This window comes from Leisingera aquaemixtae, assembly GCF_006740765.1.
Classification (GTDB): Bacteria; Pseudomonadota; Alphaproteobacteria; order Rhodobacterales; family Rhodobacteraceae; genus Leisingera; species Leisingera aquaemixtae.
Window position 1 is genome coordinate 381,056 of the sequence record NZ_CP041159.1, and the last position, 14,211, is coordinate 395,266.

At 64.7% G+C, this 14,211-nt stretch carries 8 protein-coding genes; 3 read left to right on the forward strand and 5 right to left on the reverse strand.

The window, feature by feature from the left end:
• Positions 1–409 precede the first annotated feature (409 nt).
• Positions 410–2,773: a methyl-accepting chemotaxis protein gene (locus R2C4_RS03640; protein WP_141889627.1), complete on the reverse strand. Its 2,364-nt coding sequence runs from the start codon at positions 2,771–2,773 to the stop codon at positions 410–412.
• Between the two features lie 292 nt (positions 2,774–3,065).
• On the opposite strand from R2C4_RS03640, the gene R2C4_RS03645 reads away from it, so the two are divergent.
• The gene (locus tag R2C4_RS03645) at positions 3,066–3,335 is read left to right on the forward strand and encodes a hypothetical protein (protein ID WP_141889628.1); all 270 of its coding nucleotides are present in this window, start codon (positions 3,066–3,068) and stop codon (positions 3,333–3,335) included.
• Between the two features lie 34 nt (positions 3,336–3,369).
• On the forward strand, positions 3,370–4,083 hold the full coding sequence (locus R2C4_RS03650; RefSeq protein WP_082649591.1) for a trypsin-like serine peptidase: 714 nt from the start codon (positions 3,370–3,372) through the stop codon (positions 4,081–4,083).
• Between the two features lie 63 nt (positions 4,084–4,146).
• Here the strand turns inward: R2C4_RS03650 and R2C4_RS03655 are convergent, their stop codons facing one another.
• The 4 genes from R2C4_RS03655 to R2C4_RS03670 form a co-directional block, all read right to left on the reverse strand.
• Complete coding sequence (locus R2C4_RS03655; protein ID WP_141889629.1) at positions 4,147–5,325, reverse strand: HlyD family type I secretion periplasmic adaptor subunit; 1,179 nt, start codon at positions 5,323–5,325, stop codon at positions 4,147–4,149.
• Positions 5,322–7,658, reverse strand: a complete 2,337-nt coding sequence (locus R2C4_RS03660; RefSeq protein WP_141889630.1) for an ATP-binding cassette domain-containing protein — start codon at positions 7,656–7,658, stop codon at positions 5,322–5,324. The genes R2C4_RS03655 and R2C4_RS03660 overlap by 4 nt, the downstream gene beginning before the upstream one ends.
• A complete protein-coding gene (locus tag R2C4_RS03665; RefSeq protein ID WP_141889631.1) occupies positions 7,655–8,947 on the reverse strand; it encodes a TolC family protein in 1,293 nt (430 codons plus the stop codon). Before R2C4_RS03665 ends, R2C4_RS03660 begins: the two co-directional genes overlap by 4 nt.
• Positions 8,948–9,019: 72 nt before the next feature.
• A complete protein-coding gene (locus tag R2C4_RS03670; protein WP_141889632.1) occupies positions 9,020–11,545 on the reverse strand; it encodes an Ig-like domain-containing protein in 2,526 nt (841 codons plus the stop codon).
• A 722-nt stretch (positions 11,546–12,267) separates the two neighbouring features.
• Between R2C4_RS03670 and R2C4_RS03675 the strand changes: the two genes are divergently transcribed.
• Positions 12,268–14,202: a PrkA family serine protein kinase gene (locus tag R2C4_RS03675; RefSeq protein WP_058287728.1), complete on the forward strand. Its 1,935-nt coding sequence runs from the start codon at positions 12,268–12,270 to the stop codon at positions 14,200–14,202.
• Positions 14,203–14,211: the final 9 nt, after the last annotated feature.

A 14,211-nucleotide genomic window follows, 5' to 3' on the forward strand; every position in this document is an offset into this window, starting at 1 on the left:
TGCAGGTTGAGCTGCCTGGCCTGTTCTGAGCGGGGCCGTTACAGCGCCTCAAAGATCCGGGCGGCAGGGTGATCCCGGCTACGCGCAGACGTTCTGTGGCCCGGAACTGAGGCCGCAGCGCGCGGCGGCAGCGGCATGAAAGCCCGCTGCCGCGGCCTTGCCAGGAAGCGTGCGCGGCGCGTCCAGGGGCAGTGCTGCACGGCAAGGCTTTGCGGTTGCGCAACGCCATGAAGGGCAGCAGGAGAGCTGCGGTATCCGGTCCGCAGCACCAGTTCTGCCCGCCCGTTCAGCCGGGGAATTATGGCTGGACCAGAGGCCGGAACTGCGGTCCGGCCTCTGGTTTCAAAACCGCTGTCTCAGGCTTGCCTGACCGAGGCGGGCGGTGCCGCGGGCTGTGCGCCCGCCAGGCTTAGAAATCTTCCCATTTCCCCGCTCCGCCGGTGCCCGTTGCCAGGGTTTGGCCGGCACCATCTGCAGGCAGGCTGGGGTCATCGCTCCAGCTGTCCTTTGGCGCCGCAGCAGCGTGCGCACTGGCGGGTTCCGGTCTCTTACGGTCCGCGCGGGGGGTATGCTGCCCCTCAATCGTGAAATGCGACACAAGTTCCGCCAGCTTGTTTGAATCGGTGTGCAGCATGTGGCCGGCCGCGGTGGCCTCTTCCACCATGGCCGCGTTCTGCTGGGTTACCTGGTCCAGCTGGGTGACGCCGGTGTTGATCTCGGCCAGCCCGGTCGATTGTTCGGCCGCGCCCTCGGCGATGCCGGAGACCAGCTGCGAAATATGGGTGACCCGTTCGACGATGCTTTGCAGCGCCTCGCCGGCCTTGCCGACCAGATCCACTCCGCGCTCCACCTGTTTGGAGCTGTCGCCGATCAGGGTCTTGATTTCCATCGCCGCGTCGGAGGAGCGCTGCGCCAGCGCCCGCACTTCGCTTGCGACCACGGCAAAGCCTTTGCCGGCCTCACCTGCCCGCGCCGCCTCGACGCCTGCGTTCAGGGCCAGCAAGTTGGTCTGGAAGGCGATGTCATCGATCACCGAGATGATCTGGCTGATGTGGTTCGAGCTCTGCTCGATCTCGGTCATGGCGGTCACGGCGTTGCCGACCACGGAGCCGCTGGCCTCGGCTTCGGCCCGCGCCTCTGCCATGGTGGCTTCGACACTGCGGGCGCCCTCGGCGGCGGATTTGACCGACGCGGTCAGCTCATCCAGCGCCGCTGCGGTTTCTTCCAGGGTGGCTGCCTGGCTCTCAGTGCGGTGCGAGAGGTCATCGGAGGCCTGGCTGATCTCTTCGGCGCCGTTGCGAATGCTGCGGGCCGCCTCGATCACCTGCTGCACAGTTTCTTTCAGGGTTTCCAGGGTCAGGTTGTAGTCGTGGCGCAGCTGCTCGTGATCCTTCGGAAAGGCCTCGGTGATCGGCTGCGAAAAATCCCCTGCGGACAGCCGCACGAGGCCGGCGCTCAGGCTTTCAACCACGAACTGCTGCTCCTGCTGCTGCTCGTTGCGGCGCTCTTCGGCGATGCGCGCCTGCTTCAGGTCGGCCTGCATCGACACCAGCGTCTTGCCGATCTTGCCGATTTCGTCGTTGCGTGCGGCAGCTTCGATGCTGGTGTCCAGATCGCCTGAGGCAACAGCCTCCATACGGGTGCAGATCTTGTCGATCGGACGGGTAATCGACCGCGCAAACAGCCAGCCGAGGAAGGAGACAGCCGCAGCACAGGCCAAGGAGATCAGCAGCATGATCTGGCGCTGGCGGACCGCAGGCGCCAGGATTTCCTCCCGGTCCAGCTCGGCAACGATCGCCCAGTTCAGGTCTCGGTATCTGAAAGGCCCGGTGACGGCTGCAACCGTGCGGCCGTCCGGTTTTTGCACAGCGGGGTGGAACGAGACAGACCGCTCCTCCTCCGCATCTGACGCGCTGTCCCCGGAGCTGCTGCCGGCGAAGGCGGTCTCGATGTAGGGCAGGTTCGGCAGTTCTTCCAGCACGCCGTGGCGGCCTTCGAGGCGCGATTTGGTGCGGGCCTTAAAGTCGCCGCCGATCAGGTACACATCCAGGGTTTCCAGCGCGCCGCCGAAGTTGGTGGTGATCATGGCGATCTCGTCGATGGCCACTTGCAGGGCAAACACCCCCGCGAACCGGCCGGCGTCATCCTCGACCCGGGTCGCGGCAAAGGCGGCCGGGGCGCCAGCACTGGGATCGTATGCTTCGATATCAGAAAAATAGACCCTCCCAGGCTCCCCTGCCTCCGCCATCCGGAACGCATTGGCCAGTCCCGTCTCGCGGAAGGGGCCGGACACCATGTTGGTGGCGTAATCGCTTTCCTTGGTGACCGAAAACACCACGTCCCCGGCCGCGTTAATCAGGAAGATGTCGTAAAAGCCCATTCGCTCCATCACTTTCTGAAAGGCGGAATGGGTGCGCTTGAAGTGAATTTCATAGGGCGACGCGACGGACGCAAACATCGACAGATTCTGCACCTCAGCCTGGCCTTCGCCGCTTCTGGTGGCCCAGGTCGCGGTCAGATCCTTCATTGAGCCGGCCGTGGAGGGGACCGATGCGATGGTCAGAATGGCGGCTTCGATTCCTTCGAAATAGGATTGCAGAGCCAGCTCCCGGTCCTCCACCAGCGACCGCATGAACAATTCGCTGTTCTGGAGCACGCCGCGCCGGAAGTTGCTGGTGCTGACGGCAATCAGCACGGCCGTGAGCACCAGCGCAATGCTGACGATCAGCAGCGGCAGCTTGTGGGCGAGTTTCATGGATCTCAGAATTTTCAATTTACCCTCCAGCGGAGAGGCATCCTGCGGGCGGTCCCCGGCCGGATGCCAGTGATGCGATTTGTCACAGTTTCAACGTCAGATAGATTTTTTATCGGTTAACGATACTGCGCTTTTACGATAGGATTTCGATTTTCCTTCGCGTCACCTTGAGGTTGTGGCCGGCCCTTTGCGCTGCAGTTTTGTCCCTGATGGCCCGGGCAAGCGCAGACGCCCGGACGGTCTGGCTCTTAACGATTGCGGCGGCGCGCACAGCGTTACGGCGGAGTGCTGCAGGACCAAGAACAGATAAATGGTTCACGCCGGGGCGGTGCGAATCGTCTCTGCAGTGGCGGTGCGGCGCTTGAATCCCGGCAGGGCAGCAGCAAATTTTCCCGCGTTTTCAGGTGGTTTCTGGGTTGCCGCCATTGCTGCCCGGGTTTTTGTGGCATTGCAGGTGCTTTATTTGCCATGGTTAAGCATCAATAAACGGGGGATTAGGGAATTGTTAACGCTGCCGCAATCTGTCCATGAAACCGGCTCTTCATGGCACCTTTTAGCCTCATTCCAGCCGCACGCCTGAATGACGATGAATTTGTGGGAAGCTGGAGTGGGTCATGAAACTATTCATTGCTGCGATGGCGGCATGCCTGTCCCTGGGCATGCCCCTCGGTGCCGCTGCGGAAGATGCGCGGCCAGGCGCCACAACCCTTGACGGGTGGGAGGCTGTCGGACGGCTGAACATCGCTAACGGGAACATCTGCACCGGGGCGCTGGTGGCACCGGACCTGGTGCTGACAGCCGCGCATTGCCTGTTCGATCCGCGCACCGGGGCGCAGGTCGCGCCGGCATCGGTCTGGTTCGAGGCCGGGCTGTCAGGGCGGCAGGCGGTGGCCCTGCGGCAAGTGGTGAAGGCAGTGGTGCATCCGCAGTACCGCTACCGGCCCGCGGGCACGCATCAGATCGGCAGCGATCTGGCGGTGCTCAAGCTGGACCGGCCGATCAGCCGCAGCCGGATCCGGCCGCTGGTCATGTCGCAGGACGCGGAGCGCGGCGATACCCTGGGGGTTCTGTCCTACACCCGCAAGCGTGCCTCCCGGCCGGGGCTGGAACCGTCCTGCAGCGTGCTGGCGCGGCGAAGCCGGACCCTGGTGCTGTCCTGCCTGGTGGATTTCGGCGCGTCCGGGTCGCCGGTGCTGGAGATGCGGCCGGGCCTGCCGCCGCGGCTGGTCTCGGTAATCTCTGCCAAAGCGGCGATGGGCAAGCGGCGGGTGACGATCGGCACGGCGCTGGATGGATCGCTGCGTGACCTGATGCGGCGGGCGGGATAGGGGCCGCCGCCGGTTGGCGAAACAGCCGCAAGCCTGCTGCCGCGCGGCCAGGCGCTGGCGGCATCAGGGCTCGCGCAGGGCCGCGCGGGACTTGTAGAGCGGTTTCAGCAGGTATTGCAAAACGGTTTTGGCGCCGGTCTGCAGCTCTGCCGTGGCCCGCATGCCGGGGCGGATCTCGATGGACTGCTGGCGTTCGGTGAAGCCGGATTTGTCGACCCGCACCGTTACCCGGTAATAAGGCTCGGCGCGCGGGTTGCGCTCATCCTCAAAGGTATCGGCTGAGACAAAATCCACCTTGCCGCGCAGCGAGCCGTAGATGGTATAGTCATACGCCGACAGCTTGATGGTGGCGTCCTGGCCGGGTTGCACGCTGGCAATATCTTCGGGCCTCACCCGGGCCTCGACAAACAGTTCCTCGCCCAGCGGGATGATCTCCAGAATTTCCTCGCCGGGGCGGATCACGCCGCCGATGGTGGTCACCGCCAGGCTGTTGACGATCCCGGCCATGGGGGAGGTGATGATGGTGCGGTTCAGCTGGTCCACCGCCAGCCGCTGCTCCTGCCGCAGCGTGGTGAGGTCGCGCAGCGTCTGCGAATACTCCTCCGCCTGCTCAAGCTCGGCTTGGGTGCCGATCTCGTTGTACTTGGCGCGGGCGTCGGTGGCGGCCTTGCGCGCCTTGTTCACCTCGATCAGCGCGACGATCTTCTGCTTGTAGAGCTGCTCCATATTGGCCAGCTCGCCGTTCAGCTGATCCATGATCTGCCGGGCGCTGTCGCGGCGGCTGGTGAAGTCGGTCTGGCGGGCGGTCAGCAGGCCGCGTTCGGAGGCCAGAATGCCGGGCGATCGCTGCGCCAGCATTTCCGGCACGGAGAACTCAAAGGCGCCTTTCATCTGCGCCTCCAGCCGGAAGCGCTTGATTTCCAGCGCGTCGATCTGGTTCTGCAGTTCGTCGGCGGCGGCGCGGAACTTGGTGTCCTGCAGCTTGGCCAGCACCTGGCCGGCGGTGACGATATCGCCCTGGCGCACATGCAGCTCCGCCAGGATCCCGCCCTCAAGGTTCTGCACGATCTGCGCCCGGGAGGAGGAGACCACCTGGCCCTCGCCGCGGACAATCTCGTCGATGGAGGCGAAGGCCGCCCAGATCAGGAAGGTCAGAACGGCAGCCAGCGCCAGATAGATGATACGGCTGGCGCTGCGCGGCGTTTCTGCGTTGCCGTAAGGATCGTGCAGGGCCATCGTCATTTGCCTTCTCCAGCGGCCAGATGCGCCAGAACCTGGTCGCGCGGGCCGTCCACCACCATCCGGCCCGATTGCAGGATCAGGGTGCGGTTGGTCAGGGACAGGATCGGCATCCGGTGGGTGGCGATCACCGCGGTGCGGCCGTCCAGCCAGCTTTCCAGGCGGCTGACCAGGGTGCGCTCCAGCGTCTGGTCCAGCGCTGCGGTGGGTTCATCCAGCAGCACGACCGAGGGGTTTTGCAGCCACAGCCGCGCCCAGCCGATCGACTGGCGCTGGCCGATCGAGAGGCCATGGCCGCCGTCGCTGATCTCCAGATCCAGGCCTTTATGGTGGTTGCGCACATGGGCGCCGAGGCCTGCAAACTCCAGCGCTTCCATCAGGCGGTCGTCGTCGCGTTCCAGCTGGTTGAGGTTCAGGTTGTCGCGCAGGGAGCCGGCAAACAGCCGCACGTCCTGGCTGAGGTAGCCGATATTCGCGCGCAGGTCGCGCGGGTCGATCTGCGCCATGTCAGTACCGTCCAGCAGGATGCGCCCGCGGTCCGGCGCATAAAGGCCCGACAGCAGTTTCAGCAGGGTGGACTTGCCTGACCCGTTCACGCCCAGAACCGCAATCCGCTGGCCCGGGGTGATCGCAACCCCCTGCACATCCACAGTCGGAGCAGCGTCGTCGTCATAGCGGAACAGGATCTCGCGCAGCTCGAACCGGCCGTCGATCTTCTGGCGGCGCAGATAGGTGCGTTCCTGTTCCTTTTCCTGCGGTGCCTGGGCGATGGCGTCCAGCCCTTCCAGCGCCGCCTTGACGTTGCTCCAGCGCGCCAGCGTGGCGGCGAACTGGGTCAGCGGCGCCAGCGTCCGGCTGGTCAGGATGCCGGTGGCGATGATGGTGCCGACGGTGAATTCACCGGCAAAGACCAAGAGCGTGCCGAGCACCACCGCGGTGATATAGGTCGCCTGCTGCACCCCTTGCGACCAGTAGGTGAGGGCGCTGGACAGCTTGCGCTGTTCGGTCGCGGAATGCGACGACAGCGTGTTCAGCTCATCCCACAGCCGCAGCACGCGCTCCTCGCCGCGCTGGGTCTTCACGGTGTCCAGCTCGGTCACCACCTCATGCAGCAGCCGCCCGGCCTTGGCGTTGGCGCCTTGGGTCTGGCGGGTCAGCGCGATCATCTTCTTCTGCATGAAGTAGGCAGGCAGCAGCATCAGGATGCCGCCCGCGACGATCACCCAGACGACCGGCCCGGCGATGGAGGCGACCAGCAGCAGGAACACCGCGATAAACGGAATATCGGCCAGCGTGGAGATGGTGGAGGACGTGAAGAACTCCCGCACCGAGCTGAAGTCCCGCATCGCGGCAAACAGGCCCGAAGGCGGCAGCGGCTTCTTGTCAGAGCGCATGCCGATCAGGCGGCGCATCAGGTTGTGCTGCACCGACAGCTCGATCTGGCGGCCCGCCGCATCGGTCAGCCGCGCGCGGGCGAGCTTCAGCATCGCCTCCAGCGCAATCGCGAGGAAGGCGCCAACCGCCAGCACCCACAGGGTGGCGTGCGACTGGTGCGGCACCACCCGGTCATAGACCTGAAGGGAGAACAGCGCGACAGAGACAGCCAGGATATTGGCGACCAGCGACCCCAGCATGATCTCGCCCACCTGGCGGCGGTACTTCGGGAACTCGCTCCAGAACCAGTGGCCCGGGTCGATCTGCGGCGTGTGCCGTGCGGCCATCTGCTTGAGCGAGGGACGGGCCGACAGCACGGTGCCGGTGAAATAGGGGCTGAATTCGTCCAGCGGCACCTCGGTGCGGTTGTCCGCGCAGGAGGTGTCGTAAATCGTCAGCGCATCGTCCGCCTGGCTCAGCACCAGCACGCACTGGCCGCCGGACATGATCGCCAGCGCAGGCCACAGGGCAGGGGCAAGGAGCTGCTTTTCCAGGATTTTCGGCTGCAGTCCGGAGGCCTGCACTGCCTTGGCCAGCGTGTGCAGCGACAGATCGCCCGGCGTTTCCTTCCACAGGAAGGCGGCAACGTCGCTGATCGGCACGTCGCTGCCCTTGAGGGCGGCCAGGGTGGCAATCAGGCTGGCACGGTGCTGGATGCGGGCCGCAGCGCCTTCCAGCAGCGAGCCGACTTCAGGCAGGGCGTCCTGCGGCTGAGGTTTGGGCCGGTTGTCCGTGCGCGGCTTGAGCTGCGCCTTGGGGCCGGGCGCCGGGGCGGGGGTGTTGGCAGGCTGAATCCCGCCTTGCGGCGCAGCCTTCGGGCTGGAAACGGGCACAGCCCGCAGCACCGGCTTGTTGCCGGAGGCGGGCAGGGGACCGGGGGGCTTTTGTGTCGTATCCGTCAAATCTTGTCCCCATCGGCCAAAAGGCCCAGGTCGCGTGCCAGCTGCAGCTGGATCAGCACCACCTCATATTTTGCGTCGATAAAGGCCTGCTCGCGGCGCACCAGCTCCTCATAGACCTGGATTACCTCCATCACCGGGCGCTGGCCCGCTTCGAACTGCTTCAGGAACAGCTCATAGGTCTCGCGGCTGCGGCGCACTAGTGCGGCGGTCTCGCCCTCCTGCCGCTGATAGGAGGCGATCTGCTGGATCTGGCGGCTGTAAGTGCGGCGCGCGGCTTCTTCCGCTTCTCCGATCTGGCGCCTGGCGGCCTCCTTGGAAGCTTCCAGCGCCTGAAGCGCCGCAGGGGTGCCCAGGCCCAGCGGCTGGCCGGTGCCCATGGTCAGCCCGGCGCCGGAGCCGTCTGTTGTCACGTTGCCCGCGGCTGAGATCTGCGGCAGCAGCCCTGCGCGGCCGGATTTGGCCTGTGCAATGGTGCGGTCCGCTTCGGCGCTGGCCCGAAGCACGGACAGGAACTGCACCTGCTCCGGTGGCGTGCCGATGTCCAGATGCGCGGGCTTTTGCGGGAAGGACTGGCCGGTCATCGCCTGCAGCTCCGCGCGGGCGGTGGCGGCAGCGTCGCGGGCGGTGGCCGTGGCGGTGCGGATGCCGCTGATCTTGCTGTCCACCACATTCAGATCGGCGCGGTCCGACACGCCGCCATCCACACGGCCCTGCACGATCCGGCGGAAGTCCTGCATCCGGCGCAGCGCCCGGTCGCCATAGGCTGCCTTTTCGTCGCCGCGCAGCGCGGCAGCATAAAGGCCGACGGCGGTCTCGACCCGGCCGTTCATGTCTTCAGAAAGGCTGACCGCGGCGACCTCGACGTCGGCGGCAGCAAAGGCCCGTTCGGCCTTGCGGCGGCCGTTGTCAAACAGCACCTGCTCGATCAGCAGCCCCGCCACCAGATCGCCCAGGTCGGTCAGGCTGACCGAAGGCCCCAGCGTCGGCAGCCAGTTCTTGGAGGCCGCTTCGGCCCGCAGCTTGGCGCTGATCAGCTCAGCCTCGGCGGCGCGGGAGGAGGCGGCGATGGCAGCCGCGGCAACCTGCCCGTAGGCGCTGTCCCCGGCCAGCAGCGAGCGCCGGTCCATCAATTGCCGGATCACCTCCGAGGACGCCTCGCCGGGTTGCGCGAAATTGCTGCGCGGGGCTGTGCCGGCCGCGGTTTCCGGGCCGCCGGACAGCGGTGACCGGGCGCAGGCCGACAGGCTGCACATCACTGCGATGGCGCAAAGAAAGCGTCCCGGTTGCATCCTGCCCCTTGCCCTTGTGTCCAAGGCTTTTGGTGTGTTGGGCCCGGCGGAAGGCGCCGCCGGACCGGCCGTTCAGATCACGGTGTTGACGTCTTCGTCGACGATCAGCGTGGTGCCGTCATCGCCAATGGTGTAGACGTTGTAGGCCTCGCCATCGATGGTCTTGGTGCCCGATTGGGTTGCGCCGGTGATGGTGAGCGTGTCATCCGAGCCGCCATGCACGATCACGGTATCGGAGTTGCCGGACAGCGCGTTGATGTCCGCTTCGGTCAGGGTCAGGTCGACGCCGTCGGCATGCACCAGGTTCAGCTCGTCAATGTTGAATTGCGACAGGCCCGCGTGGTCCAGCACGGTTGCGTCCGCGCCGTCTTCAAGCACGACCATCGTGCCGGAGCTGTTGCCCGCATCATCGACGCGGTTGACCACCAGATGCGAGCCGTCCGGCACATCCGCGTCGAAGCTGAACAGGGTCTGCCCGGCGCCAAGGGCGGTTTCAGTGCCGGTGACGTCGGCGACGCCGCCGCCGCTGGTCAGCTCATGCGCCGTGTCGCCGGAATCGAAATTCTCGCTGAAGAAGCCGCTGACACCGGCTCCGGTGCTGATGACGCTGCCGACGTCCGGCGCGTCATACTCGGTGTCGATGCCGAAGGATTCAGTCAGGGTTTGCGTGTTGCCCGCCGCGTCGGTCGCAGTGATCTCAGCGGTGGCGGTGGTGTTGCCCTCGGGCAGGTCATCGGCGTCGAAGGCGGCGCTCCAGTTGCCATCGGCATCCACGGTTGCAGCCCGGGTCACACCGCCGATGGTCACCTCGACGCTGGAGCCGGTCTCGACCGTGCCGGTCATGGTCAGGCCCGCGGCGCGCTCCGCGACATTCAGCACATCGTCATCGGTCTGGCTGCTGTCCGCGGTGAAGGGCGTTACTTCGGTGTCGATGGTCAGCGTGTCACTGATTGCCGAGGTGTTGCCTGCGGCATCGGTGGCGGTGACGGTGATGTCCGCCTCATAGCTGCCCTGGGCAATGTCGGAGGCGGCAAAATCCACGCTCCAGTTGCCGTCGGCATCAACCGTCGCGGTTTCGGTGGCGCTGCCCAGCTGCACGACAACGGTCGAGCCCGGCTCCACGGTGCCGGTGAGGGTCACACCGTCGCTGTGCTCGGTATTGTTGACGACGTTGTCGCCTTCGATGCTGCCGGCCTCCAGGGTCAGCGGGTCGACCAGCGTATCCACGCGCAGGTCGGCAGTCGCCGTCGCGGTGTTGCCGGCCGCGTCGGTCGAGGTCACGCTGACGGTGGTGTCGTATTCGCCGGCAGGCAGCGCGCCTGCTTCGAACTCCGCGGCCCAGTTGCCGTCCGCGTCCACCGTGGCGCTGCGGGTGATGCCCTCCACAGTGACGCTGACCGTGGCGCCCGGCTCGCCGGTGCCGGTCAGGGTCAGGCCTGCCGCGGCCTCAGAGCTGTTGACCAGATCGTCGCCGCCGGCCTGGCCGGGATCAATCGCCACCGCAGTTAAGGTATCGACGCGGATGGTGCCGGTGGTGCTGCCGGTGTTGCCGAAACTGTCGGTCGCCGTGACGGTGACTTCTGAATCGTATTCGCCTGCGACGATCTCCGATGCGGCGAAATCCGCGCTCCAGGTGCCGTCCTCTGCCGCGGTGACGGTGCGGGTGACACCTTGGAAGGTCACTTCGACAGTGGCGCCGGCTTCGGCGGTGCCGGTCAGGGTGACGCCATCGGCGGCTTCCGCCGCGTTGATCATGTCATCGCCGCCGGCCTGGCCCTCGTCCAGGGTCACATCGGCAACCGTGTCGATCACCACGGTGGGCCCGTCCAGATCGAACTCGGTGCCGTTCGGGTCAACCACATGAACGGTCGACTCGTAATTGCCGTCCGGCGGCAGGTCATCGACCGGGAAGGTCACGCCCCAGTTGCCGTCCTCATCGACAGTAGTCGTCTGGGTCGCGGTTCCGACGGTGACTGTGACCTCGGACCCCGGCGCCCCGGTACCGGTAATTTCAACTGCTGTGCTGGTGGAGCCCGAAACGGGGTAGGTGGCGTCCGGGTCATTCACCGTGGGCACGATGCCGCCGGTTCCGCCGCCGCCGCCATCTCCGCCGCCGCCGGCAATGGCGGCCGCGCCGACAACGCCTGCTGCGGCCCCTGCGGCGCCCAGGCCGCCGAACAGCGGCGCGGCCAGCGGCGCGACCACCGGCTCGATCCGGTCGACGTCCAGAAAGACCATCTCGTCGTAGGCGCTCCACTTGCCGGTCAGGTCGAGCGGCTCATAAGTGGCAAACAGCATGCCGCTGGATTTGTCCTCCAGCACCACCTCGATGAACTGGCCCTCGGAGCTGAGGAACAGGTTCTTGCCGCCGGTGGCATCGAAGGCGTAGTAGTTTTCCAGCACCAGTTCCTGACCGTTGGCCAGGGTAAGGTGCAGATCGCTGCCGCGGCGGGAATAGCTTTCGACGTCGGCCGGGCTGAGATTCAGCGAAATGTCCTTGGCCGAGGCGGCGTCGATGCGCGCCGGCGTGCCTTCGGAGAAATTCCCATGCTGTGTTGTGCCCGCCATATTGCGGGTAATAAATGCAACCGTGCTCATTGTTCTACCGCTCAATCTGTACGCCGCGGCGCCGTGAATAAGGCGCCCTTTGCGTGGTTCCGTTGCCTGTAGTTTCGCCCATCGGCCGTCTTTTGCGGCCATTTTGAGGCCATACTGAGACGATTTTTTGCAGCCTGTCCAGTATCTAGGCTCCGTTGCTGCGGCAAAAAAGGCGGCAACCGTGTCCTGTCTGCCGCAGATTTTTTAAGGTTTTCCATCTGGACGGGAGGGCGGGCGGTGCCTGCAGCCGGGGCAGCTCCGGTTGCGGCCTGCCCTGCAGTACAGCCATTCTGCCCCGGTTTCCCCCTTAAGGGAGAGCAATTGCTGCAGCAATCCCCCACGGGCGGAAGCGCGCCCGTAAACCCCTGAAATGCCGCGATGCAGAAGGGCTGCCGGAAAGCGGCGGTCGCTTCGATGTGATAAAAATTTCCCGCAAAAGATTCTGGCAATTAATTAAAAGTACACCACTTTCAGATAGGAAGAAGTTCGTAATTGGTGTAAGCTCGAGAGTAAGTAAAGACGACGCCGACAGCCCTGGTCACCGGGCGCAGGCCGCCGCCAAGAGCGGCCAGCCGGACGTATGACGCCAGCAGCGGCGCCGAGCAGAAATCAGAACTCAACACTGACGCGGACACCTATGCCCACGTGCTGGGCATCCTCTGTCCGCGTGCGAAGGAACGCCAGGAGGAACGGCGCCAGTTAACCAGGAGGCTTGATCCACGATGAAAGACATTGCCGAACTTTTTGCAGAGCAGTACGGCGAAACGCGCGAGCAGGAAATGCCGCTGCAGGAGTATTTGAATGCCTGCCGCGACGATCCAAGCCTGTACGCGAACGTCGCCGAGAGGATGCTGAAGGCAATTGGCGAAGAGGAACTGGTAGACACGTCCAAGGACTCGCGTCTCGGGCCGATCTTTCAGAACCGAACGATCAAGCGGTACAGCGCCTTCCACGACTTCTACGGCATGGAAGACACGATTGAGCGGATCGTCGGCTACTTCCGCCATGCCGCGCAAGGCTTGGAAGAGCGCAAGCAGATCCTTTACCTGCTGGGGCCGGTCGGCGGCGGCAAATCCTCGCTGGCGGAACGCCTGAAGCGGCTGATGGAAGACCAGCCGATCTATGTGCTGAAGGCCGGCAATCAGATCTCGCCGATTTTCGAAAGCCCGCTGGGCCTGTTCGATCCGGTCCGCATGGGCAAGGTGCTGGAGGAAGAATACGGCATTGCCCAGCACCGGCTGCCGGGGCTGATGTCGCCTTGGGCGGTGCAGCGGCTGGATGAATTCGACGGCGATATCAACAAGTTCTCGGTTGTGCGCCTGCACCCGTCGCGGCTGCGCCGGATCTGCGTGGCCAAGGTGGAGCCGGGCGATGAAAACAACCAGGACATCTCGACCCTGGTCGGCAAGGTCGACATCCGCCAGCTGGAGCATTTCAGCCAGGACAATCCGGATGCCTACAGCTTCTCCGGCGGCCTGAACCGGGCGACCCAGGGCATCCTGGAATTCGTCGAGATGTTCAAGGCGCCGATCAAGATGCTGCACCCGCTGCTGACGGCGACCCAGGAAGGCAATTACATGGGCACCGAAAGCTTCGGCGCCATCCCCTTCAGCGGCCTGATCCTGGCGCACTCGAATGAGAGCGAATGGCAGTCCTTCAAGAACAACAAGAACAACGAGGCCTTCATCGACCGGGTGTCGATCGTCAAGGTGCCGTACTGCCTGCGGGTCTCGGACGAAACCTCGATCTATGAAAAGCTGATCGAGAACAGCGAGCTGCGCAACGCGCCCTGCGCGCCGGAGACGCTGAAGATCCTCAGCCGCTTCTCGGTGCTGACCCGCCTGAAGCCGCATGAGAACTCCAATCTTTACTCGAAAATGCGCGTCTATGACGGCGAAAGCCTGAAGGACACCGATCCCAAGGCCAAGACGGTGCAGGAATACCAGGACCGGGCCGGCGTCGACGAGGGCATGAACGGCATCTCCACACGCTTTGCCTTCAAGGTGCTGTCGACCACCTTCAACTTCGACACCAACGAGGTAGCGGCGGACCCGGTGCATCTGATGTATGTGCTGGAGCAGATGATCAAGCGCGAGCAGTTCCCGCAAGAGACGGAGCAGAAGTATCTTGAGTTCATCAAGACCGAGCTGGCGCCCCGCTATGAGGAGTTCATCGGCAACGAAATCCAGAAGGCGTACCTCGAAAGTTATACCGAATACGGCCAGAACGTCTTTGACCGCTACATCGCCTATGCCGATGCCTGGATCGAAGAGCAGGACTACAAGGATCCGGATACCGGCCAGCTTTACAACCGCGAGGTGCTGGATGCGGAGCTGAGCAAGATCGAGAAGCCGGTCGGCATCGCCAATCCCAAGGACTTCCGCAACGAGGTGGTCAAGTTCGCGCTGCGCCACCGCGCCAATACCGGCTCGAACCCGGCCTGGAACTCCTATGAGAAGCTGCGCGACGTGATCGAGAAGCACATGTTCAGCCAGGTCGAGGAACTGCTGCCGGTGATCTCCTTTGGGTCCAAGAAAGACAGCAAAACCGAGAGCAAGCACCAGGAGTTCGTCGAGCGGATGCGCGGCCACGGCTACACCGACCGCCAGGTCCGGCGCCTGGTCGAATGGTACATGCGCGTCAACAAGGCGGGCTAAAGAGGAGCG

Excerpts from the sequence above, each read along its gene's own strand:
- R2C4_RS03645 (WP_141889628.1), top strand. The coding sequence starts at position 3,066 with ATGGTTCACGCCGGGGCGGTGCGAATCGTCTCTGCAGTGGCGGTGCGG.
- R2C4_RS03650 (WP_082649591.1), top strand. The coding sequence starts at position 3,370 with ATGAAACTATTCATTGCTGCGATGGCGGCATGCCTGTCCCTGGGCATG.
- R2C4_RS03655 (WP_141889629.1), bottom strand. The coding sequence starts at position 5,325 with ATGACGATGGCCCTGCACGATCCTTACGGCAACGCAGAAACGCCGCGC.
- R2C4_RS03665 (WP_141889631.1), bottom strand. The coding sequence starts at position 8,947 with ATGCAACCGGGACGCTTTCTTTGCGCCATCGCAGTGATGTGCAGCCTG.
- R2C4_RS03670 (WP_141889632.1), bottom strand. The coding sequence starts at position 11,545 with ATGAGCACGGTTGCATTTATTACCCGCAATATGGCGGGCACAACACAG.
- R2C4_RS03675 (WP_058287728.1), top strand. The coding sequence starts at position 12,268 with ATGAAAGACATTGCCGAACTTTTTGCAGAGCAGTACGGCGAAACGCGC.